This is a genomic window from Ornithinimicrobium cryptoxanthini, assembly GCF_023923205.1.
GTDB lineage: Bacteria > Actinomycetota > Actinomycetes > Actinomycetales > Dermatophilaceae > Ornithinicoccus > Ornithinicoccus cryptoxanthini.
The window spans coordinates 2,297,967-2,320,197 of sequence record NZ_CP099490.1 but is presented as its reverse complement, the minus strand read 5'-3'; the positions used below and the strand labels follow the sequence as shown (position 1 = coordinate 2,320,197).

Below are 22,231 nucleotides of genomic sequence, written 5' to 3'. Positions count from 1 at the left end.
TCCCGGTGACCACCACCTGTGCTGAGGTGGCGCGAGCCAACCGACTACTTGATTGGTCGTTCGGAGCATCACCCCGGACACACAGTGGGCCCTCGCAAACTCATACTTTGCGAGGGCCCACACCTCATCTGTGACGGCTCTGGACAAGCCGGGGTCCCTGCAGGCTCATACCAGGCAGGGCAACCACATCATTTGTAGCGGTGCGTCGCCTCTGGGACTAACCCCAGCGGCGGCGTGTCGCCAATCTCACACGCAGTCGGACGCCGACCTGGTGATCTGAAGGCTGCCGCGGCGTGCAACTGCACCCATCCTTCACGTGAGTTCCCTTGGGTTCAGGGGTCAGCGCAACACCAATCTGCCGGGAGGCATGGTGCTGCGTTCGTATGGTCTGGGTTTGGTGGCTGCTGGGATGGCTCTGGAGGAGGTGGGCAGGGTCTTGGCCCGGGACCGGTCGTCGGTGCTTCGTTGGGTGCGGGCCACGGGTGTGGCCGCCGACCAGCTCGTCTTGCGACCGGAGCTGTTGCCGGCTGGCTTCCTTGAGGGCGGTTATGTCGATGCCCGGGGCTTGCTGACCCCGGCCGGGGAGGAGTTGATCGCTCCGGTGCGGGTGGCCGGTCAGGTGGGCCAGCCGAGCAGTGCACAGCGTCGCGCCGAAGCGTTCGGAATGCTTGCCGAGGGAAAGAGCCTGACAGCGGTCGCCCGCACGCTCGGCATCAACGAGTCGACCCTGTACCGGTGGATCGTCGCGCAGGGGTGGTCCGGGCAACCCGGTGGGATCGGGGGGTTGGACGGCGCGTCGCGGGCGGCGGCTCGCGCGAGCCTGGTACCTGCTGTACCTATGGATGAGGACTACCGCGATGAGCGGGGCCGGTTGACCCAGGCCGGGCGCGGGGTGCTCCAGCACCTGGCTGGCACCACCGCGACCAACGCCCATATCGCCAGGGTGCTGGGCGTGCACCGCTCCACGATCGGTCGGGAGCTGGCCCGGTTCGCTGACCGAGCCGGCTACCGCGCTCGGGCCGCGCAGGACCTTGCCACTGCCGCGGCGGCCCGTCCGCAGGCCCGCCGGTTGTCCTGCCCGCGGTTGCGAGCCGCGGTGATCGAGCGGCTGAACAAGAGGTGGTCGCCCGAGCAGGTCGCTGCTGACCTGCGTCTCAGCTACCCGGACGAGGAAGATATGTGGGTGTCCCACGAGACGATCTACCAAGCGCTGTACGTCCAGGGCAAAGGCTCCCTGCGTCACGAGGTGAAGGTGGCCAAGGCCACCCGCACCGGCCGCACGAGCCGCAAGCCCCGCTCCAAGCTGCCGCCCAAGGCCAGCAGCCGGTCCTGGATCGATGAGGACAACCACATCAGCGCCCGACCTGCCGAGGTGGCCGACCGGGCCGTGCCCGGCCACTGGGAAGGAGACCTCGTCATCGGTGCCAAGGGCGCCACCGCGTTGATCACCCTGGCCGAGCGGGCCACCCGCAACGTGCTGATCTACCGACTCCCGGACCGCCACGACGCCCCGACCGTGACCCAGGCCCTGATCCAGATGGTCGCCGACCTCCCGGGCGACCTGCGCCGAACCATCACCTGGGACCAAGGATCTGAGCTGGCTGAGCACGCTGATTTCACACTGGCCAGTGACTGCCAGGTCTACTTCTGTGACCCGCACTCACCCTGGCAACGCGGCACCAACGAGAACACCAACGGCCTGATCCGTGACTTCTTCCCCAAAGGCACCGACTTCGCCAAGGTCACCGACGAAGAAGTCCGTGACGCCCAGGACCTCCTGAACACCCGACCCCGCAAAACACTCGGCTTCGCGACTCCCGCCGCTAGACTCGCCGAACTACTCACCGTTGCGCAGACCCCTTGAATTCGCCTCCCCATGCGGCGTGAAGGATGCATGCAGTTGCACCGGACTGGGGTCGTGTGTGCAGCGTCAGGGGGTGCGCAGGACTCGCACGGGGTCGCGGGTGGCGGCATACAAGGCAGGGAGTATGGCGCTCGCGACCGCCGCGAGCACGGCCAGGATCGCGGTGCCGGCAGTGAACTGCCACGGTGGGACGGCGGCGAGCCGTGCTGCCAGCCACAGGCCGGCGCCCACGCCGATCGCCGCTCCGAGCAGCGCAGGCAGCAGGGTGCGCCCCATCACCATCGCCACGATCGCGCCGCGGGTGGCGCCCAGGGCCCGGCGGCGGCCGAGGTCCTTGCGGCGGACCAGCACGTCGGCCAGCACCACGATCGCGACCAGGAAGGCGCCGGCGCCGAGCACGCCCAGCAGCAGGGTGCGGCCGAAGGTCCCCAGGTCAGCGGCGACCTCGGCCTGCAGCTCAGCCAGGGCCACCGGAGACTGGATCGCGATGGAGTCGAACTCCGGCGGGGCGACGAGGCCGATCACCGCCGACTGGGCCGCGGAGGCCACGGCAGAGTCGGTGACCACGACATAGAGCGAGTCCGACGGGGCGCCGGGCTGAGCCGCGATCACCAGCCCCGCGGCATACGCACCGAACGGCTCCTTGGGAGTGAAGGAACCCACGACGGAGAAGTCACCGACCTGCGTCGACGAGGCCAACTGGACTGCGCCCACCGGGTCATCCATCCCCAGGGTCTGCTGGGCCCGCTCGGCGACGAGGGCCTCGCCCGGTCCCGGCCAGCGCCCGGCGGTGAGCGTCAGCACGTCGGTGAGGTCGCCGTCGACCGTCCAGGCGGGCACGCGGGTGCCTCCTGGGCCGACCACCTTGTTGACGACATCGACCGGGATCTGCACGCCGACTGCCCGTTCGCTGACGGACAGCTCCTGTGACAGCTGGACCACGGCCGGGGTGATGAGCTCCCCGCCCCGTGTGTCGGTCACGACGAGCAGGCGGGAGCCGGCGGCGTCCAGACGGTCGGCCACCTGCTGCTCGGCGGCAGCGGTGCGCCCGACGGTGGCCAGGGTGGCTGCGCACATGATGGCGACCAGCAGGGCGACCAGTGCCGTGGGCACCTTGTTGGCCCAGGCTGTCGAGAGCGACTCCCGGACCAGGGACAGGAACCTCACGGTGCCCACCTCACGATGCCCCACCGCGCGATGCCCACTTCATAGGGCAAGCACCTCGTCGGCGTGCTCCAGCACGAACGGGTCGTGGGTGGCGATGACCACGGTCCGGCCGGAACCGTCCCCGTCCCGGCCGTGGCTCGTCGCACGCGTCAGCGCAGCGAGCACACCCTCAGCGTTGCCTCGGTCCAGGTTGCCGGTGGGCTCGTCGGCCAGGACCACGGCCGGATCGGTCACCAGGGCCCGGCACACCGCGACCCGCTGGGCCTGACCACCGGAGATCTCACCGGGCTTGTGGTCGGCGCGGGCGGCCACACCCATCTGCTCCAGCAGCTCCCGGCCACGGGCACGAGCGCGCCGAGGCGACCATCCGGCATACAGCGCCGGCTCGATCACCGAGTCCAGGACGATGCGGGAGGCATCGAGCGCGGCGTCCTGGAAGACGAACCCGATCTCGGCTGCACGCAGGCGGGAGCGCACGGTGTCGGAGGCGCGGCTGACGGGCTCCCCGGCGAGGATCACCTCGCCGCGGGAAGGGGTGAGCATCAGGCCCAGGACATAGAGCAGCGTCGACTTGCCGCGCCCCGACGGCCCGGTCACCGCGGTCACCTTGCCGGGGGTGAACTCATGGGTCAGGCCGTCAAACAGCTCCTCACCACCGCGGGTGTAGGCGAAGGACAGGTCCCGCACCGCGAGCACCTCAGCCCTCCGTCGTGGGGGCCTCGTCGCCGCCCTCGTCCGCGGGTGGCACCGTGTCCTGCGGCGCGGGCTGCGGAGCAGGTGCGGGGGCGCCAGGAGCGCCGGACAGCGCCTGGACGCGGGTGCCGACCTCGATGCCGTCCACGATCGCGACACCACCCCCGGAGCCGCGCACGGTCACCTCGGTCTCGCCGGACTCGGTGATGACGTATGCCGACCCGTCGGCCCGGGTGTGCACCGCTGCGGCGGGCACCGCGGTGCCCTCGATGCGGGGCACGATGACGATCTCGGACCGCAGGGTCACCTGGGCATCGCCGGGCAGCGTGTCGCACGCGTCGCCGCAGACGGGACCGCCATCGGGTGCGGACAGGGACAGTTCGGTGTTGCCGAAGTCGTCCTGCTCCGAGCTGGTGATGACCGCCTGCCAGGTCTGCTCCTGCCAGGTGACCTGCACCGTCGCCTCGGCGGGGATCATCCGGGCCTGGTCCTGGGTGACGACCACGACGAACTGCTGCTCGCCGGTGGGGGCCAGCACCGCCTCCTCGCCGCCGCCGAGGGTCGCACCGCGCACGATTGTCTCGCCGAGCTGGATGACGGTCGGCAGCTGGTCGACCGCCACTAGCTCACCCAGCGGGATGGTGCCTGTCTGCCGCTGACCGAGCTCCTTCTGCCACGCCTTGACCGCGCGCTCGGTGCGCCAGCCGAAGTCTCCGTCGGCCTCCCCGTCCAGGTGGCCCAGGTCGACCAGGACCTGCTGCAGCTGCGCGACGTCCTCACCCTCCGTGCCCCGGGTCAGATCGCGATAGAACGGGACCTGGCCCTCCACGACCCGCACCGGGGTGCCGGCCACGACATAGACCGTGGATCCCTGCTCCACCTCACCCGGAGCAGTGGACAGCACGACACCCGGCAGGGCGTTTGAGGCCACGGTGCGAGCTGGCTGGCGCAGCGTCGTCGACAACGGCAGTGACCGACCCACGCTCGAGGTCGTCGCCTCCGCCCACACGACATCCGGTGCCGTCGCGGCCGACTCGGGTGTCTGCGGCTCCAGGGTGGCCCTGGCCGCCCACCAGCCGACCCCGGCCGCGAGCGCCAGTGCCAACAGGCTCGCCAGGGCCACGAGCAGCCCTCGACCCCGCCTTCGTGCCGTCATGCCCACCCGCCTCACAGACTCTGAAGGACCCTTGCGCCATTGATACCGCACAGGGTCGTGGCGAACGCAGCGATCAGTCCCGTCGTGACCCGATCGTGACCTGCGGCAACTTCCGTCAGGCACCAGCACGGCAGGCACGTGTGCCCCACGGCGCTAGACTGGCACTCGGCCCATACGAGTGCCAGGGAGTGTCGGAGGAGGAGACCGGGATGAGCAGTGACGAGCGACGGCTCACAGTCCTGCGTGCCATCGTCCAGGACTATGTGCGGACCTCGGAGCCGGTGGGCTCGAAGTCACTGCTGGAGCGGCACCAGCTTGGCGTCTCCGCTGCCACGGTGCGCAACGACATGGCCCAGCTCGAGGACGAGGGTCTGATCGCCGCGCCGCACACCAGCGCCGGACGGATCCCGACCGACGCCGGCTACCGCGTCTTCGTCGACCGGCTGGCCGCCATCAAGCCGATGACCAGGGCCGAGCGCACCGCGATCCAGGAGTTCCTCGCCGGCGCCGTCGACCTCAACGACGTCGTGGACCGGTCGGTGCGGCTGCTCGCCTCGCTGACCAACCAGGTCGCCGTCATGCAATATCCCTCGCTCGCCCGCTCTTCCGTGCGCCACATCGAGCTGGTGCCCGTGGGCGGCACCCGGCTGATGGTCGTCCTGATCGTCAACACCGGCCGGGTCGAGCAGCGGGTGGTTGACGTGGGCCGTGACCTGAGCGACCTGCGGGGCGAGCAGACCGTCCGGGAGGTGCGCACCGTGCTCAACACGGTGGCCGCCGGGCGTCCCCTGCCCGACGTGCCGGCCCTGCTGGCGGCGGCCATGGACGGCATCGTGGAGGGGGACAAGGTGGTGGCGCAGGCTGTCGTCGATTCGCTCGGAGAGGCCCTGTCGGCGCAGACTGAGGAGCGCGTGGTCCTGGCTGGCACGGCCAACCTGGCCAGGGTGGTCACCGACTTCCCCCTCTCCATCGGCCCCGTTTTGGAGGCCCTGGAAGAACATGTGGTGCTTTTGAAGTTGATGTCCAACATGGCCACCCTCATTGACGAGGAGGCCGTGGCCGTCAGCATCGGTGCCGAGAACACCTATGAAGGCTTCCAGTCGACGTCGGTGGTGACGACCACCTATGGCAGCGCCGGAGGCCTGGGTGTGGTCGGGCCGACGCGGATGGACTACCCCACGACGATGGCGTCGGTGCGGGCTGTAGCGCACTACGTGTCCGAGATCCTGGACAGCTAGAGAGGTTTTTGCAGTGAACGACTACTACGCCGACCTGGGCGTGTCGCGTGACGCGGCCGCGCAGGACATCAAGCGCGCCTACCGCAAGAAGGCCCGCGAGCTGCACCCTGACGTCAACCCCGGCCCGGAGGCGGAGGTCGAGTTCAAGAAGGTGAGCCAGGCGTATGACGTGCTCTCCGACGCGACCAAGCGCGCGGCCTACGACCGTGGTCAGGACCCGTATGCCGGGGCGAGCCAGGGCTTTGGCCAGGGGTTCAGCTTCAGCGACATCATGGACGCGTTCTTCGGTGGTGCCGCAGCCGGGTCCCGCGGGCCGCGCTCACGGGTCCAGCGCGGACAGGATGCCCTGGTCCGCCTGGACATCGACCTCAAGACAGCCGTCTTTGGCGGGCAGGAGACCCTGGTCATCGACACCGCCGGTCGCTGCTCCACGTGCGAGGGTGCGGGCAGCCAGCCCGGCACCGGCACCCGCACCTGCCTGACCTGTGGCGGTCGCGGCGAGGTCCAGTCCGTGCAGCGCTCCTTCCTCGGCCAGGTGATGACCACGCGGCCGTGTCACGAGTGCCGCGGCTTCGGCGAGCTCATCGAGCAACCGTGCGTCGACTGTGCCGGGGAGGGGCGGATCCGCGCCCGTCGTGACCTGACCCTGCGCGTGCCGGCGGGCGTCGACTCCGGGACCCGCATCCAGCTCTCAGGCGAGGGCGAGGTCGGCCCCGGGGGTGGCGAGGCCGGTGACCTCTATGTCGAGATCGCCGTGCGCCCGCACGACACGTTCCGTCGGCGCGGCGACGACCTGCACTGCTCGGTCGAGGTGCCGATGACCGCCGCTGCCCTCGGGGCCACCCTGATCGTGGACACCTTCGACGGGCCGACCGAGGTGGACCTCAGGCCCGGCAGCCAGGCACAGGACACCATCACCCTGGACGACCAGGGCGTGACTCACCTGCGGGGCACGGGCCGTGGCGACCTCATCGTCCACCTCGATGTCCGGGTGCCCACCAAGCTCGATGACCGCCAGCGTGAGCTCCTGGCCCAGCTGGCCGAGGAGCGGGGCGAGTCCCAGCCCGTGGGTCGCATGGCCCCGGCCAGCTCCGGCATCTTCGGCAAGCTCAAGGAAGCCTTCTCCGCGAGGTGAGCGCCCCCCTGTTCTTCGTGGGCGCCCGGGCGCTCGAGGGACGTGCTCCGGGCGACGTGGTCGTGCTGGACGGCCCCGAGGGGCGGCACGCCGCCACGGTCACCAGGCTCGCCCCCGGTGAGCAGCTCCTTGTGGCGGACGGCTCCGGTCGGGTCGCCCGCGGCCGGGTCCACGTCGTCGGCAGGGGCGAGCTCGATCTCGTCGTCGAGGAGCTGACCGACGAGCCCGTGCCGCAGCCCCGATTCACCCTCGTGCAGGCGCTCGCCAAGGGCGACCGCGATCTCCTGGCGATCGAGGTGGCCACCGAGCTCGGCGTGGACGAGGTGATCCCCTGGGCGGCGTCGCGCAGCGTCGTCGTCTGGCGCGGCGAGCGGACCGCCAAGGCCCACGCCAAGTGGGAGCGCACGCTCCTGGCCGCGACCAAGCAGGCCCGGCGCGCCAGGGTGCCCGTCCTCGCCGAGCTCGCCCACCAGTCCACCCTCCTTGAACGGGTCCGGGCAGCCGACCTGGCACTCGTCCTGCACGAGGAGGCGCACGAGCCCCTCGCCTCCGCAGAGCTGCCGGTCGAGGGCGAGGTGCTGCTGGTCGTGGGGCCGGAGGGTGGCATCAGCCCGGAGGAGACGCAGGCTCTGGTCGACGCCGGGGCCCGCACGGTGCGCCTGGGCGACACCGTGCTGCGCACCTCGACCGCCGGATCCGCCGCGCTGGCGCTGCTCAGCGGCCGGTCCCGATGGGCGTGACGCTGCCCGACGAGGCACTGCCCTCTTCACTGTTCGCTCCAGAGCTGCGACAGATCGCGATCGGCAGCACGGCTCTGATCTCGCTGTTCGCGGTGGAATACATCGCTGTCGGCACCGCCATGCCCACCGTGGCCCGGGCCCTCGACGGACTCGGTCTCTATGCCCTGGCCTTCAGCGCGACCATCGCCGCCAGCGTCATCGGCATGATCCTGGGCGGGTGGTGGTCAGACCGGTCCGGCCCGCGCGCGGTCCTGATCGCGGGAGCCGCCACGTTTGCCACCGGGCTGCTCGCGGCCGGGCTCAGCCCCAGCATGGAGCTCTTCGTGACAGCCCGCGGCCTGCAGGGCCTCGGCAGCGGGATGGCCATCGTCGCCATCTATGTCGTCATCGCGCAGGGGATCCCGGACGAGCTGAGGCCGCAGATGTTCTCCCTGCTCGCGGCGGCCTGGGTCGTGCCGGGCCTGCTCGGCCCCGTGCTGACCGGGGTCGTGGTCGAGCACGTGGGGTGGCGCTGGGTCTTCCTCGGGGTGGCGCCGTTGGTCCTGCTCAGCATGGCCGTCCTGCTGCCCGCGCTCGGACGCACCGAGCCCAGCGAGGACGCTGCCCATCTCGGAGTGTCCACCATCTTCTGGGCGGTGCTGGCGGCCCTGAGCGTCGGGGTGCTGAACCTCGGTGGTGAGGCGATCTCCGGGCGGGACGTGCTGATCGGCCTGCCGTTCGCGATCGCGCTCGGGGTCGCCGCCTGGCGGCTGCTGCCTCCTGGCACTCTCACCCTCGGCAGGGGACTGCCGTCGGTGATCTCCGCTCGCGGCGCGATCGGGGCCTCGTTCATGGCCACTGAGGCCTATCTGCCGCTGCTGCTGCAGGACCTGCACGGCTACAGCCCGGCCCAGGCTGGTGGTGCCCTGGCTGTCGGCGCGGTCACCTGGGCTGGCGGTTCCTGGCTGCAGGGACGGTTGGGCGGCTCGGTCGACCGGGCGCGGGTCATGGTGGTCGGCTGCTCGGTCATCCTGCTCGGGACGGGACTGCTGTTCACCGCCGTCGGCCTCGGCTGGCCCGGCTGGACCCTCCTGGTGATCTGGGGCATCACCCAGGGCGGCGTCGGGCTGGCCTATCCGACGACCTCTCTGATGACCATGCGCCTGTCCACCCCTGAGGAGCTCGGCCGCAACTCCTCCTCCCTGCAGGTCAGCGAGGCGCTCGCGTCAGCGGTGGCGCTCGCCGCCGTCGGCGCCGTCTTCACCGCGCTGTATGCCGGATCGATGCAGGCCGCCTTCCTCGCCGTCGCGGCTGCCTCGGTCCTGGCCGGGATGGCAGCGGTCGCCACGTCGGCCCGCTCCCGCCCGGCCTGACACCCCTGTCCGCGAGCCCTCCCGTCGACCCGCACCACTGGCGGCCAGTAGCGTGAGGGCATGACTTCGAGCGACTGCCTCTTCTGCAAGATCGTGGCCGGGGAGATCCCGCACGACACGGTCTATGAGACAGACACCGTGCTGGCCTTCTGGGACATCACCCCAAGAGCCAACGTCCACGTCCTGGTGATCCCCAAGACGCACCAGGACACGCTGGCGCAGATGGCCGGGGAGGACGCCGCCAGCGTGGCGGAGCTCTTCACCGCGGCGGGGGAGGTGGCCCGCCTCGAGGGCATCGACGAGAGCGGCTACCGCGTGGTGAGCAACGTGGGCGCCGACGCCGGCCAGGAGGTGTTCCACGTGCACGTGCACGTGCTGGGAGCCCAGCAGCTGGGACCGGTTGGTCCGCGCCGCAGCTAGACTTGGCCCCCTGATGACAGAACCTGAGCATCCGGGGTCGGCAGACACCGACCCCCAGCACACAGCACCGAGCGACCTCCCCGCGCCAGCAGGGACCGGCAGCAGCGAGCGGGAGGGAGCCGGCGGCTCCACGCACACGGTGGTGATCCCGCCGGAGACCTCGATGGCCGCCCTGCTCGGTCCGCGCGACGAGCTGCTCCGCACCATCGAGCGGTCCTTCCCGCGCGTCGACGTGCTGGTGCGGGGCAACGAGTTCCGTCTCGTGGGGCCGTCGGGTGACGTGGCGATCATCGAGCGGCTGCTCGACGAGCTGATCGTCATCGTGGCCGCGGGGCAGCCACTCAACCGCGACGCGGTGGAGCGCGCCATCGGCATGCTGCGCAGCGCCTCGGCCGAGCGCCCCGCCGACGTGCTGACGATGAACATCATCAGCAACCGGGGCCGCACGATCCGGCCCAAGACGCTGCACCAGAAGCACTACGTCGACGCGATCGACAAGCACACGATCGTCTTTGGCATCGGCCCGGCGGGCACCGGCAAGACCTATCTGGCGATGGCCAAGGCCGTGGCGGCGCTGCAGGCCAAGCAGGTCAACCGCATCATCCTGACCCGGCCGGCGGTCGAGGCGGGAGAGCGGCTCGGCTTCCTGCCCGGCACCCTCAACGACAAGATCGACCCCTATCTGCGGCCGCTGTATGACGCGCTGCACGACATGGTCGACCCCGACTCGATCCCGCGCCTGATGGCGGCCGGCACCATCGAGGTGGCCCCCCTGGCCTACATGCGCGGGCGCGCACAACCACTCGACGCGCAGGTGCTGACTCCGGAGGGCTTCCGCGACATCGGATCTCTTCAGGTGGGGGACCGCGTCATCGGTTCACATGGTGTGGCGACGGCCGTACTCGGCGTCTACCGGCAGGGGCAGCGTGAGGTCTACCGGGTCTCGACCCAGGATGGCGCGTCCACCCTGGCGTGCGGCGAGCACCTCTGGCAGGTCAGGACCCCGTCTGACAAGCGTCGCGGCCGCACTCGCGTGGTGCAGACCAGCGAGATGATCGGGCGGCTCCGTGCAGCTCATGCCCGACGGTTCGAACTTCCGATGATGGCACCGCCAGAGCTAGCACCGCGCGAGGTGCCGATGGACGCCTATGCGCTGGGGCTCCTGCTGGGGGACGGCTGCCTCACCACCTCGACAACGCCCGCTTTCACCACTGTTGACGCAGAGTTGGCGGTGGCGCTCGAAGAAGCACTGGAGGGCGTTGAGCTGCGGGAGCATGGTGCGCACGACTATGTGCTGATCCGCAAGGGCGGTGGCGGGCGTGGGGGTGTCATCACAGCCAATCCGGTCACCGCAATCTTGCGCGAGCTCGGTCTGGCCGGCACCCGTTCCCACACCAAGTTCGTCCCGAAGGACTACCTGCTCAACTCTGTCGCGGTGAGGTTGTCCGTGCTCCAGGGACTCCTGGACACCGACGGTGGCCCCGTCACGCAAAAGGGCCGCACCTGCCGGGTGCAGTACACCACCACGTCGCCGCGACTACGAGATGACGTGGTGTTCCTCGTGCGCTCGCTGGGAGGCACCGCCTACTGGCGGGCGAGACCTGCCGAAGGACGCAAACCCGGCCTGGCCAACGGGCGGCCGCTGCCTTATCGGCACGATGCCTTCGTGCTCGACATCAGATTGCCAGCTGGCGTGGCACCCTTCAGGATGAAGCGCAAGCGCGACACCTACGAGGCGCATACCGGTGGCCGACCGATGCGGTTCGTCGACCGCATCGAGCCGGTGGGGGTGCGGGAGACGGTGTGCATCCAGGTGGCGGCAGCCGACTCGCTCTATGTCACCGACGACTTCCTCGTCACGCACAACACGTTGAACGACGCGTTCATCATCCTGGACGAGGCTCAGAACACGTCCGCCGAGCAGATGAAGATGTTCCTGACCAGGCTCGGCTTCGGGTCCAAGATGGTCGTCACCGGCGACGTCACCCAGGTCGACCTGCCCAGCGGCACGAGCTCCGGTCTGCGCGTGGTCCGCGACATCCTGGCCGACGTCGAGGACATCCACTTCGCCAACCTCACCGCCGCCGACGTGGTGCGCCACCGGTTGGTCAGCTCGATCGTGGAGGCCTACGGCAGGCACGACGAGACCCAGCAGTCGCCTGACCGGCGCAGGGGTCCTGACCGGACCAGACGGCATACGGCTGGAGGTGGCCGGTGAGCATCGAGGTGCTCAACGAGTCCGGGGAGGTCCCGGCCCCGGTCGCCGAGCAGGAGCTGCACGACCTGGCCCGCCACGTGCTCGACCAGCTGCGCGTCAACCCACGCGCCGAGCTGGCCATCACGCTCGTGGACGAGGACGCCATGACGGCCCTGCACGTGCAGTGGATGGACCTGCCCGGACCGACCGACGTGATGAGCTTCCCCATGGACGAGCTGCGCCCGGGGTCGGACTCCGAGACCCCCGAGGGGGTGCTCGGCGACGTCGTGCTCTGCCCGTCCGTGGCCCGCGCCCAGGCCACCGAGGCCGGGCACAGCGTCGAGGACGAGATCCTCCTGCTGACCACGCACGGGATCCTGCACCTGCTCGGCTTCGACCATGCCGAGCCCGCCGAGGAGCGCGAGATGTTTGACCTGCAGCGCACCCTGCTGCTGACCTATCTGGCCCAGCGCGGACGCACCACGACCGCGGCCCCCGACGCGTCGACCGAGCACTGAACACCGAGGCAGCCCCGTGATTACCCTGACCGTCGTCGCCATCCTGGCGACCCTTGTGGCCTTCTTGCTGTCTGCCAGCGAGACCGCCCTGCTGCGCATCTCCCGGCACCGGGTCGAGCAGCTGCAGGAGGAGGACCAGCGCGGCGCCGACGCGCTGGCGCGGGTCGTCGCCGACCCTGGCGCCTATCTGGCAGTGGCCGCCTTCACCAGGGTCGTCGCCGAGGCCGTGACCGCGGTCGCGGTGACGGTCGCGGTCGACACCCAGACCGACAGCCACTGGCGCACCGCACTGATCGCCGTCGGCATCATGACGCTGATCTCGTTCGTGGTCGTCGGGGTCTCCCCGCGCACCCTGGGCCGTCAGCACGTCGAGAAGGTGGCGCTGCTGTCCGCGCCGGTCATCCGCGTGCTGCGGATCCTGCTGGGACCACTGGCCAAGATGCTGGTGATATTTGGCAACGCGGTCACCCCGGGTCGCGGCTATGCCGAGGGGCCGTTCGCCAACGAGGCCGAGTTCCGCGACCTGCTTGACCTGGCCGGAGAGAGCCAGGTCATCGAGGCCGGTGAGCGCGAGATGATCCACTCGATCTTTGAGCTCGGAGACACCGTGGCCCGCGAGGTGATGGTGCCCAGGCCCGACATGGTCTCCATCCGCCAGGACCGCGTGGCGCGCCAGGCGATGTCACTGTTCCTGCGCTCCGGATTCAGCCGGATCCCGGTGATCGGTGAGGGCAGCGACGACGTGCAGGGCATCCTCTATTTCAAGGACGTCGCCCGCGCGGTCAACGCCAACGCCGACAACTCCCAGGAGCCCGTCAGCGAGCTGATGCGACCCGTGCAGCGCATCCCCGAGTCGAAGTCGGTCGACGGGCTGCTGCGTGAGATGCAGCGGGACCGCTCACACATCGCGATCGTCATCGATGAGTATGGCGGGACGGCCGGGTTGATCACCATCGAGGACATCATCGAGGAGATCGTCGGTGAGATCACCGACGAGTATGACCGGGACGTCGTCGAGATCGAGACCCTGGAGGACGGCAGCGTCCGGGTGCCCGCGACGATGCCGGTCGATGACCTTGCCGAGATGTTTGACGTCGAGCTCGAGACCGAGGACGTGGACTCCGTCGGGGGGCTGCTCGGGGCCGAGATCGGCATGGTCCCGATCGTCGGCTCCTGGGCCGAGCTGGCGGGGCTGCGTCTGACCGCTGAGCGGATGGCCGGCCGACGTCGCCGGGTGGCCACGGTGCTGGTGCACCGGGTGGAGCCCGACGCCGAACCGGTGGCGGACCCGGCCGACCCTGGTGTGGACGATGATGGGGAGAGCACCGGAAGCGCCGGTGCCGACCAGGACGCGGAGGACCGCACGTGAGCCAGTCCCACCCCGGCCCCCAGCACGCGCACCCGGGTGGGGTCGAGCAGCCACCCGAGGCCACGGCATACCGCGCCGGGTTTGCCTGCCTGGTGGGCCGTCCCAACGCCGGCAAGTCGACCCTGACCAACGCCCTGGTCGGGCAGAAGGTCGCGATCACCTCGAGCAAGCCGCAGACCACGCGCCACGCGATCCGCGGCATCCGCACGGAGGAGGACTACCAGCTGATCCTGGTGGACACCCCCGGGCTGCACCGCCCCCGCACGCTGCTCGGACAGCGCCTCAACGACCTCGTGCGCGAGACGTTGCTCGACGTCGATGTCATCGGCTTCTGCATGCCCGCCGACCAGCGCCCCGGACCGGGCGACACCTTCATCGCGCGAGACCTGGCCGACCTGCGGCGGGCCAGGCGGGTGCCGGTCGTCGCGCTGGCGACCAAGTCGGACACGGTCGGCAAGCAGGCGCTCGCCGAGCACCTCATCGCCATCGACCAGCTCGGCACCTGGGACGCGATCGTGCCGTGCTCGGCCACCAAGGGCGACCAGGTCGAGGACGTCGCGACCGTGCTCGCCTCCTTCCTGCCGGTCTCGCCCAAGCTCTATCCCGACGACGTGCTCACCGACGAGCCGACCCTGGTGATGATCGCCGAGCTGGTCCGCGAGGCGGCTCTGGAGGGTGTGCGCGACGAACTGCCCCACTCCCTGGCGGTCGTCGTCGAGGAGGTCGTGCCCCGCGAGGACCGACCCGAGGACAAGCCGCTGACCGACGTGCGGGTCAACATCTTCGTCGAGCGCCCCAGCCAGAAGGCGATCATCATCGGCAAGGGCGGGTCCCGACTGCGCCAGGTCGGTGCCCAGGCACGCACCGGGATCGAGAAGATCATCGGCCACAAGGTCTTCCTGGACCTGCACGTCAAGGTGGCCAAGGACTGGCAGCGCGACCCCAAGCAGCTGCAGCGCCTCGGTTTCTGAGCCTACCTTCGGGTCTCCCTGGGCCGACTCTGATCCTGCCGCTGAGCCCACCCTCGGCGACCCGCGACAACCCACCGGTCCGAGCCATGGTGGCCGGACCGCGATGGTGGTTTGCTGTAGCCATGAAGAAACTCATCAACGACCCCGCCGACGTCGTCGTCGAGGCGCTTCGAGGGATGGCAGCGGCCCACCGAGGCCGGTTGCGCGTGGACCTGGACAACAAGGTCGTCTATCGCAAGGAGCAGATCAGGCCCGGCAAGGTCGGCCTGATCTCTGGTGGTGGCTCCGGCCACGAGCCGATGCATGGTGGTTTCGTCGGGCTGGGCATGCTCGACGCGGCCTGCGCCGGCGAGGTCTTCACCTCGCCGGTGCCGGACCAGATGATGGCCGCGACCAAGGAGGTCGACGGCGGTGCGGGCGTCCTGCACATTGTCAAGAACTACACCGGCGACGTGATGAACTTCGAGATGGCCGCCGAGCTGGCCGCCGCCGACGCGGGCACCCAGGTCCAGGCCGTGGTCGTCGATGATGACGTCGCTGTCCAGGACTCCCTCTACACCGCCGGCCGGCGCGGCGTCGGCACCACCGTGCTGCTGGAGAAGATCGTGGGCGCGGCCGCGGAGGAGGGCCGCTCGCTGGCCGACTGTGCCGCGCTGGCGACCAGGGTCAACGACAACGGCCGCTCGATGGGCATGGCGCTGACCTCCTGCACCGTCCCCGCCGCCGGCAAGCCCACCTTCGAGCTCGCCGAGGACGAGATGGAGGTCGGCATCGGCATCCACGGCGAGCCCGGGCGCAAGCGAGTCCCGCTCGCGTCCGCCCGTGAGGTCGCCGAGATGCTGGTCGAGCCGATCCTGTCGGACCTGGACTTCACCGGCGACTCCGGCGCCATCGTGCTGATGAACGGCATGGGTGGCACCCCGTTGCTCGAGCTCTATCTGATGTATGCCGAGGTGGCCCAGATCCTGGAGAGGTCCGGTGTCACGATCGCGCGGTGCCTGGTCGGCAACTACATCACCAGCCTGGAGATGGCCGGTTGCTCGGTGACGCTGCTCAAGGCCGATGACGACATGGTCGGGCTCTGGGACGCACCCGTGAACACCCCCGGCCTGCGGTGGGGGGTGTGAGGGTGGCGAACCTGCAGTCCTTCGCCGCGTGGATCGGTGACTACGCAGGCGTCGTCGCCGAACAGGCCGACTACCTGACCGACCTCGACCGGGCCATCGGCGATGCCGACCACGGCAGCAACATGCAGCGCGGGATGGCCCGTGCCGCGCGTCTCGCGGACGAGGAAGAGTTCACCGCGATCGACGCCTATCTGAAGAAGGTCGGCATGAGCCTGGTCAGCAACGTGGGCGGCGCGAGCGGGCCGCTCTATGGCACGTTCTTCCTGCGCATGGGTGGTGCCCTTGCGGGGGTGGAGGAGGCCGGCGCCGAGGAGGTGGGTGCCGCGTTGCGGGCCGGTGTCGAGGGCATCCTGGCCCGCGGCAAGGCCGAGGTCGGCGACAAGACGATGTATGACGCGTGGTCGCCTGCCCTGGACGCCTTCGACGCTGCCGTCGGTGCTGGCGGTGACCTGGCCGGTGCCCTCGCGGCAGCGGCCGAGGCCGCGGCCAAGGGCCGGGACGGCACCGAGGACCTGGTCGCGCGCAAAGGCCGGGCGAGCTATCTGGGCGAGCGCAGCCGCGGACACATCGACCCGGGTGCGACCAGCTCGACGATGCTGCTGGAGTCGGCCGCACGCACCCTGGCCTGACCAATTTTTGCAGGGGTTTCGTTGGTCCACAACCAATTTTTGCCGGGGTTTCGTTGGTCGATCTCCAGCCTTCTCGGTGTGTAGTTATCTGTTGATGTGTGAGGAAGGCTGGTCATGATCGGGATCGTGGTGGTCAGCCATAGCCGTGCCCTGGCCGACGCAGCTGTGGCTCTGGCAGGGGAGATGACTGACCCGGCCAACGGCCCGGCGATCAAGATCGCTGCGGGGCTGGATGCTGAGACCTTCGGCACGGACGCTGCCGCGGTGGCCGAGGCGATCGGCGCGGCGGACAGCGGGGACGGCGTTCTGGTGCTGCTCGACCTCGGTAGTGCGGTGCTGTCGGCGGAGATGGCCCTAGAGTTCGTGGACCCCGATGTTGCCCGTCGAGTCCGCATCTCTAGCGCGCCACTGGTTGAGGGCCTGGTCGGTGCGGCTGTGGCGGCAGGAGCCGGAGCCGACCTGGAAGCGGTGGCTGCTGAGGCGGAGCAGGGTCTGATGGCCAAGTCGCACCACCTCGGAACCGGGCAGGGAGCTGTTGCGGATGAAACAGCGAAACCCCGGCAAAAAGACGAGCAGGACCAGCGAAACCCCGGCAAAAATTGGGGGGAGACCGCGGTGACCCGGGAGGTGTCGGTGAGTGCGCCGCACGGGCTGCACGCCAGGCCAGCGGCCAGGTTCGTCCGGGAGGTGGCCGCCCACCCCGGTGTCCAGGTCCGGGTGCGCAATCTTGAGACCGGACGAGGACCGGTCGACGGACGGAGTCTGACGGCCATCGCGACGCTGGACGCGCGTCAGGGGCACCGCCTCGAGATCCAGGCACGGGGCGCCGGCGCGGAGGAGGCTCTGGACGCGCTGAGCGACCTGGCTGACAGCGGCTTCGGCGACCTGGCACCGACTCGGGCCACCACTGCGGCGACCGCCCCACCGCAGACGAGTCCGGGCACCGTTCCCAGCTCTGGCACCGGGCCCACCTATGCGCTGGAGGCTGCCATCGGACCGGCCTACCGGCTGGACCCTGCTCCGGAGCTGCAAGACTACACCGCTGGTGACCCTGGCGATGAGACGGAGGCCTATGACCGTGCGCTCGCGCAGGCTCGCCGGGAGTTGGAGCAGCTGCGCGCAGACACCGAGACCCGCGTCGGGGGAGCGCAGGCCGCGGTCTTCGATGCCCATCTGGCGATGCTGGACGACCCGGCCCTGGACGAGCAGGTGCGGCTGGCGCTCCGGGAGGAAGTCAGTGCCCCTGACGCCGTGCGCGCGCAGGTCAGCGTGTTGCGCGCTCAGTTCGAGGGCCTGACCGACGTCTATCAGCGCGAGCGCGGGGCGGATGTCTCGAGCGTCGGCGACCGCCTGCTGCGGGCGCTGGCGGGTGAGGCCTCCCCAAGCTCGCCTGCTTCCGTGACCCTGGAACGGCCCGGGATACTGGTGGTGCACGAGCTCGACCCCGCCACGGCGGTGCAGGTGGACGCGGTGACCACGCTTGGGGTGCTCACGGTCGCCGGTGGAGGAACCGGGCACGGAGTGCTGCTGGCGCGCGCCCGGGGCCTTCCTGTCCTGACCGGGGCCCGCGCCGCGGACACCGTGGAGGACGGCACGGTCGTGGCGTTCGACAGCCGGACGGGACGGTTGGTGATCGACCCCGACGAGCAGACCCGCAACGACTTCGAGGAGCTGCTGGGGCAGCGGGCCGACGGACGACGGCGCATGCTGGAGCACGCCCACGAACCAGCCGTCACGACAGATGGCCACGCGGTCCTCGTCAAGGCCAATCTCGCCAGCGTGGCTGAGGCTGCCCTGGCGGCGGACTCCGGGGCCGACGGGTCAGGGCTCATCCGCACCGAGGCGCTCTTCGGTGACCGCGCGCAGGCCCCGTCCGTCGCCGAGCAGATCGCCGCCTTCGAGCAGATCGCCGAGTCACTGCCCGGGCGGACCCTGACGATCCGCACCTGGGACGTGGGCGGGGACAAGCCGCTGCCCTTCCACACGCATCCCATCGAGGCCAACCCCTTCCTGGGGCTGCGGGGGATCCGAGCCTTCCGGGAGGACCCGAGGTTGCTGGTGGACCAGCTCGAGGCGATCTGCCGGGTCGCGCGCGAGCACCCGCTGCGGGTGATGTTCCCCATGGTGACCACGGTGGAGGAGGTCGACTGGGCGCTGGCCCGGCTGGACGAGGCCGCGGGCCGGTTGCCGGACGGACGGCCGGACGCTCTCGAGGTCGGCATCATGATCGAGGTGCCCGCAGCCGCGCTGCGGGCCGAGGCGCTCTCGGCGCTCCTCGACTTCGTCAGCATCGGCAGCAACGACCTGACGCAGTATGTGCTGGCAGCCGAACGTGGCAGCGCCCTGCTCGAGGGGCTCACCGACCACGCGGATCCTGCTGTGCTGCAGCTGATCAGGGAAACCTGCACGGGCGTGGCAGAGGGGGTCGAGGTGGGGCTGTGCGGGGATGCCGCCAGCGATCCCGGCCTCGCGGTGCTGCTGATCGGCCTGGGAGTCACCGACCTGAGCGCCACGGCCGCGTCGGTGCCGGCGGTCAAGGACGCCATCCGGGCGGTCAGCCTGGTCGACGCACAGGACCTTGCTGCCCGCGCGCTGCAGGCGGACTCGGCCGCCGAGGTGCGCGAACTGCTGCGTCGCTGACGTCAGCGCACCCCGCGCGGGCGGAACTGGATGCTGATCCGTGGCCCGACCGGCTTGGCAGTCTTGGGGACCGCATGCTCCCAGGTGCGCTGGCAGGATCCGCCCATCACGAGCAAGTCGCCGTGCCCGATGACCCGGCGGACCGTGCGGCCGGCGCCGCCCCCGTTGGGCCGCAGCAGCAGGGCGCGCGGAGCACCGATGGAGACGATGGCGACCATCGTGTCCTGGCTGTTGCCGCGGCCGAACCGATCCCCGTGCCAGGCCACGCTGTCCCGCCCGTCGCGATAGAGGCACATGCCCGCGGTCCGGAAGGGCTCGTGCGGCTCGGGGCGGTAGTAGGCGCTCAGGTCCTCCCGCGCCTGGGTGAGCACCGGGTCTGGCAGAGTCTCGCGCTCGTCATAGAAGCGCAACAGTCGGGGAGTGGCCACCTCGTTGTCCCACATCACGCGGCGCTCCCCACGCCATTCCACACCGGCCGGTCCACCCAGCGCGAGCCGGGTGAACAGCTCGTCGGAACCGGTGACCCAGCCTGGGCGCACATCGATCCAGGCACCCGCGGTGAGGGTAGTGCGCTGCACAGCGCCGCGCAGGGGTCGGAGGCCGACGTCGTCGACCTGGTCGAGTAGCGATCCTTGCAGTGCGACGGACATGTGTTCGAGATTAGAACAGGTGTTGGATCTTGTCCAGTGTCCACGCTGGCCAGGGGAGGCATCGGGCTGAGGTTGATCAGTCAGCCGGTGTGACCTCCAGGCTCGTCACGCGGAAACCGCGCGGGTCGCCCACAGGATTCGACGCCCCCGCGAGGTCCGTGATGAGATCTCCGGATGCTCTCGCAACGTCAGCGCTCCGTGCTCACCTTTGGTGCCGCCATGCTGCTGCTCCTGGGGGCGGTGCTTTTGCCGTTCGCGCTCCTGCTGCCACGGGTCGAGCCGGGTGCAGCCACGGTGGAGGGTCCGCCGATCACCCTCCCCGCACCCGGGTTGCTCGGGTCGAGCGTCATGGTCTATTCCAGTGCCGAGGGCGCCGATGATCGTGATCTCGGCTGCGAGGTCCTCGACGAGAGCGGTGATCCGGTGAGTGGTGTGCCCCTCAACGGCATCGCCGGTGCATTGACGGACCCGGTCGAGGTTGACGGCACGACCTTCTACGGAGCCTTCGAGGCGTCCGGTTGGCCGGAGGGCGGCACGATCGAGTGCGCCGAGGAGGCGCAGTTCGCCCTCGGGGACGTCTCCCTCTTCGGTGGTCTGACCGAAGTCGTCCGCGCCGTGGCGCTCGGCGCGGCCGGACTCAGCCTGCTGCTCGGTGGCGTCGCGCTCCTCGTGCTGCGCGCTCCACCCGCAGGGCGGAGCTAGACACGCGGCATACTCACCCCGGTGACCCGGCTCTGACGGTGCCGGGTGGGAGACTGGGGCCATGCCGCTCTATCGGGACGCTGCGATCGTCCTGCGCACCCACAAACTGGGTGAGGCCGATCGCATCGTCACCATGCTCACGCGCGGCAGGGGCAAGGTCCGCGCGGTCGCCAAGGGGGTGCGACGCACCAAGTCGAAGTTCGGCGCGCGCCTCGAGCCGGGCATGGTCGTGGACCTGCAGTGCTATGAGGGCCGCAACCTCGACACCGTCACCCAGGCGGAGTCGCTGGCGTCGTATGGCGATGCGATAGCCCGCGACTACGAGGCCTGGACCGCAGCCAGCGCGATGTTCGAGACCTGCGACCGGCTGACCGAGGAGGGTGAGCCCGCCGTCCAGCAGTTCGCCCTGCTCGCCGGTGCGCTCAGCTCGCTCGCCGGGCAGACCCACGAGGCGGGGCTGGTGCTCGACTCCTATCTGCTGCGCGCCATGGCGATTGCCGGGTGGGCGGCCAGCTTCCACGACTGCGCAAAGTGTGGTGCCGAGGGGCCGCACCGGGCCTTCGACATCGCCTCTGGTGGGGCGGTCTGTCCCGTATGCCGACCGCCCGGGTGCGCAGCCCCCGCACCCGAGACCTTCATCCTGCTGGCGGCGCTGCTCAGCGGTGACTGGGTCGAGGCCGACGCCAGCGACCTCAAGCACCGCCGGGAGGCCAGCAAGCTCGCCTCGGCCCACGTGCACTGGCACCTGGAGCGCGGGGTGCGCTCACTGCGCCTGGTGGAGCGGGTGCCGTGAGGGAGTCGCGACGCACAGCCCGACGCGGGGACACGCCCAAGGCCAGTCCGGTGCCGCCGTTCCCGCATCCGAGCGGGGCCCAGCCCCCCGACATCCCTGCAGAGCTGGTGCCCGACCACGTGGCCATCGTGATGGACGGCAACGGGCGCTGGGCCAACCAGCGGGGGCTGAAGCGCACCGAGGGGCACGAGGCCGGTGAGGCAAGCCTGCTCGACGTCATCGCCGGAGCCATCGAGATCGGCGTCACGTGCGTCTCGGCCTATGCCTTCTCCACCGAGAACTGGCGCCGCAGTCCCGACGAGGTCCGCTTCCTGATGGGCTTCAACCGCGACGTCATCCACCGGCGCCGCGACGAGCTCGACAGCTGGGGCGTGCGGGTGGTGTGGTCGGGCCGCACCCCGCGGCTGTGGAAGTCGGTGATCTCCGAGCTGCAGGACGCTGAGCGCCGCACCCGAGGCAACGACATCATCACGCTCAACTTCTGCGTCAACTATGGCGGGCGGGCCGAGATCGCCGATGCCGTCCGCCGGATCGGAGAGGACGTCAGGGCGGGGCGGATCTCCCCCCGCGGCATCGACGAGCGCACGATCGGGCGCTACCTCTATCACCCCGAGGTCCCCGACGTGGACCTTTTTGTGCGCAGTTCGGGGGAGCAGCGCACCTCCAACTTCCTGGTCTGGCAGAGCGCCTATGCCGAGATGGTCTTCCAGGACACGCTGTGGCCCGACTATGACCGGCGCCACCTGTGGCAGGCGATCGAGACGTATGCCGCGCGAGACCGACGCTATGGCGGTGCGATCGACCAGTCCCAGGCGTGAGTCGGACATCTGTCACCGCCGGCTTGTGTCAGGCATCCACAGGCCCCTGACC

19 protein-coding genes and 3 pseudogenes are annotated in these 22,231 nt (G+C 70.1%); 18 read left to right on the top strand and 4 right to left on the bottom strand.

The features are described from left to right. Positions 1-316: 316 nt before the first annotated feature. Positions 317-1,864, top strand: a complete 1,548-nt coding sequence (locus NF557_RS17850; protein WP_425342941.1) for an IS30 family transposase — start codon at positions 317-319, stop codon at positions 1,862-1,864. 66 nt (positions 1,865-1,930) lie between these two features. Here the strand turns inward: NF557_RS17850 and NF557_RS10685 are convergent, their stop codons facing one another. The 3 genes from NF557_RS10685 to NF557_RS10675 are packed head-to-tail and all read right to left on the bottom strand — an operon-like array spanning position 1,931 to position 4,880. Beyond that, positions 1,931-3,031: an ABC transporter permease gene (locus NF557_RS10685; RefSeq protein ID WP_252619245.1), complete on the bottom strand. Its 1,101-nt coding sequence runs from the start codon at positions 3,029-3,031 to the stop codon at positions 1,931-1,933. Positions 3,032-3,070: 39 nt separating this feature from the next. Beyond that, positions 3,071-3,727 carry an ABC transporter ATP-binding protein gene (locus NF557_RS10680; protein WP_252619243.1) on the bottom strand — a complete coding sequence of 219 codons (657 nt, stop codon included), beginning with the start codon at positions 3,725-3,727 and terminating at the stop codon, positions 3,071-3,073. Position 3,728: 1 nt separating this feature from the next. Then, positions 3,729-4,880, bottom strand: a complete 1,152-nt coding sequence (locus NF557_RS10675; protein WP_252619241.1) for a peptidoglycan-binding domain-containing protein — start codon at positions 4,878-4,880, stop codon at positions 3,729-3,731. 209 nt (positions 4,881-5,089) lie between these two features. On the opposite strand from NF557_RS10675, the gene hrcA reads away from it, so the two are divergent. The 14 genes and pseudogenes from hrcA to ptsP all read left to right on the top strand — a co-directional run bounded on the left by hrcA (position 5,090) and on the right by ptsP (position 19,216). After that, positions 5,090-6,118: a heat-inducible transcriptional repressor HrcA gene (gene hrcA / locus NF557_RS10670; RefSeq protein WP_252619240.1), complete on the top strand. Its 1,029-nt coding sequence runs from the start codon at positions 5,090-5,092 to the stop codon at positions 6,116-6,118. Positions 6,119-6,131: 13 nt separating this feature from the next. Next, on the top strand, positions 6,132-7,253 hold the full coding sequence (gene dnaJ / locus NF557_RS10665; RefSeq protein WP_252619239.1) for a molecular chaperone DnaJ: 1,122 nt from the start codon (positions 6,132-6,134) through the stop codon (positions 7,251-7,253). After that, positions 7,250-7,993 (top strand): 16S rRNA (uracil(1498)-N(3))-methyltransferase, encoded by a 744-nt coding sequence (locus NF557_RS10660; protein WP_252619238.1) that lies wholly within the window; start codon positions 7,250-7,252, stop codon positions 7,991-7,993. Before dnaJ ends, NF557_RS10660 begins: the two co-directional genes overlap by 4 nt. Then, entirely contained in the window at positions 7,984-9,345 is a 1,362-nt protein-coding gene (locus NF557_RS10655) for an MFS transporter (RefSeq protein ID WP_252619237.1), read from the top strand. Before NF557_RS10660 ends, NF557_RS10655 begins: the two co-directional genes overlap by 10 nt. 60 nt (positions 9,346-9,405) lie before the next feature. After that, a complete protein-coding gene (locus NF557_RS10650; RefSeq protein ID WP_252619236.1) occupies positions 9,406-9,765 on the top strand; it encodes a histidine triad nucleotide-binding protein in 360 nt (119 codons plus the stop codon). 13 nt (positions 9,766-9,778) lie between these two features. Then, positions 9,779-10,558 (top strand): annotated as a pseudogene (locus tag NF557_RS10645) (PhoH family protein); the annotation flags it as partial. Beyond that, positions 10,547-11,368 (top strand): annotated as a pseudogene (locus NF557_RS17730) (LAGLIDADG family homing endonuclease); the annotation flags it as partial. The pseudogenes NF557_RS10645 and NF557_RS17730, both read left to right, overlap by 12 nt. Before the next feature lie 264 nt (positions 11,369-11,632). Further along, positions 11,633-11,983: pseudogene (locus NF557_RS10635) on the top strand (PhoH family protein); the annotation flags it as partial. Beyond that, complete coding sequence (gene ybeY, locus NF557_RS10630) at positions 11,980-12,480, top strand: rRNA maturation RNase YbeY (protein ID WP_252619235.1); 501 nt, start codon at positions 11,980-11,982, stop codon at positions 12,478-12,480. The pseudogene NF557_RS10635 and the gene ybeY, both read left to right, overlap by 4 nt. A gap of 16 nt (positions 12,481-12,496) precedes the next feature. After that, positions 12,497-13,849 carry a hemolysin family protein gene (locus NF557_RS10625; protein WP_252619234.1) on the top strand — a complete coding sequence of 451 codons (1,353 nt, stop codon included), beginning with the start codon at positions 12,497-12,499 and terminating at the stop codon, positions 13,847-13,849. After that, on the top strand, positions 13,846-14,820 hold the full coding sequence (gene era / locus NF557_RS10620; protein WP_256855783.1) for a GTPase Era: 975 nt from the start codon (positions 13,846-13,848) through the stop codon (positions 14,818-14,820). The genes NF557_RS10625 and era overlap by 4 nt, the downstream gene beginning before the upstream one ends. A gap of 122 nt (positions 14,821-14,942) precedes the next feature. Next, entirely contained in the window at positions 14,943-15,947 is a 1,005-nt protein-coding gene (dhaK, locus tag NF557_RS10615; protein WP_252619233.1) for a dihydroxyacetone kinase subunit DhaK, read from the top strand. 2 nt (positions 15,948-15,949) lie between these two features. Continuing rightward, a complete protein-coding gene (gene dhaL, locus NF557_RS10610) occupies positions 15,950-16,576 on the top strand; it encodes a dihydroxyacetone kinase subunit DhaL (protein ID WP_252619232.1) in 627 nt (208 codons plus the stop codon). 114 nt (positions 16,577-16,690) lie between these two features. Further along, positions 16,691-19,216 carry a phosphoenolpyruvate--protein phosphotransferase gene (gene ptsP / locus NF557_RS10605; RefSeq protein WP_252619231.1) on the top strand — a complete coding sequence of 842 codons (2,526 nt, stop codon included), beginning with the start codon at positions 16,691-16,693 and terminating at the stop codon, positions 19,214-19,216. Positions 19,217-19,218: 2 nt separating this feature from the next. On the opposite strand, the gene NF557_RS10600 is transcribed toward ptsP, so the two are convergent. Beyond that, complete coding sequence (locus NF557_RS10600; protein WP_252619230.1) at positions 19,219-19,866, bottom strand: alpha-ketoglutarate-dependent dioxygenase AlkB; 648 nt, start codon at positions 19,864-19,866, stop codon at positions 19,219-19,221. A 174-nt stretch (positions 19,867-20,040) separates the two neighbouring features. Between NF557_RS10600 and NF557_RS10595 the strand changes: the two genes are divergently transcribed. From NF557_RS10595 to NF557_RS10585, 3 genes are all read left to right on the top strand, one after another. After that, positions 20,041-20,568 carry a hypothetical protein gene (locus NF557_RS10595; protein ID WP_252619229.1) on the top strand — a complete coding sequence of 176 codons (528 nt, stop codon included), beginning with the start codon at positions 20,041-20,043 and terminating at the stop codon, positions 20,566-20,568. A 61-nt stretch (positions 20,569-20,629) separates the two neighbouring features. Beyond that, positions 20,630-21,361 carry a DNA repair protein RecO gene (recO, locus tag NF557_RS10590; RefSeq protein ID WP_252619228.1) on the top strand — a complete coding sequence of 244 codons (732 nt, stop codon included), beginning with the start codon at positions 20,630-20,632 and terminating at the stop codon, positions 21,359-21,361. After that, positions 21,358-22,179 carry an isoprenyl transferase gene (locus tag NF557_RS10585; protein ID WP_252619227.1) on the top strand — a complete coding sequence of 274 codons (822 nt, stop codon included), beginning with the start codon at positions 21,358-21,360 and terminating at the stop codon, positions 22,177-22,179. Before recO ends, NF557_RS10585 begins: the two co-directional genes overlap by 4 nt. Positions 22,180-22,231 lie beyond the last annotated feature (52 nt).

What these genes read in the sequence shown, in the direction of transcription:
- NF557_RS10675 (WP_252619241.1), bottom strand. Translation starts at nt 4,880, where the DNA reads ATGACGGCACGAAGGCGGGGTCGAGGGCTGCTCGTGGCCCTGGCGAGC.
- hrcA (WP_252619240.1), top strand. Translation starts at nt 5,090, where the DNA reads ATGAGCAGTGACGAGCGACGGCTCACAGTCCTGCGTGCCATCGTCCAG.
- NF557_RS10655 (WP_252619237.1), top strand. Translation starts at nt 7,984, where the DNA reads ATGGGCGTGACGCTGCCCGACGAGGCACTGCCCTCTTCACTGTTCGCT.
- NF557_RS10650 (WP_252619236.1), top strand. Translation starts at nt 9,406, where the DNA reads ATGACTTCGAGCGACTGCCTCTTCTGCAAGATCGTGGCCGGGGAGATC.
- dhaK (WP_252619233.1), top strand. Translation starts at nt 14,943, where the DNA reads ATGAAGAAACTCATCAACGACCCCGCCGACGTCGTCGTCGAGGCGCTT.
- ptsP (WP_252619231.1), top strand. Translation starts at nt 16,691, where the DNA reads ATGATCGGGATCGTGGTGGTCAGCCATAGCCGTGCCCTGGCCGACGCA.
- NF557_RS10600 (WP_252619230.1), bottom strand. Translation starts at nt 19,866, where the DNA reads ATGTCCGTCGCACTGCAAGGATCGCTACTCGACCAGGTCGACGACGTC.
- NF557_RS10595 (WP_252619229.1), top strand. Translation starts at nt 20,041, where the DNA reads ATGCTCTCGCAACGTCAGCGCTCCGTGCTCACCTTTGGTGCCGCCATG.
- recO (WP_252619228.1), top strand. Translation starts at nt 20,630, where the DNA reads ATGCCGCTCTATCGGGACGCTGCGATCGTCCTGCGCACCCACAAACTG.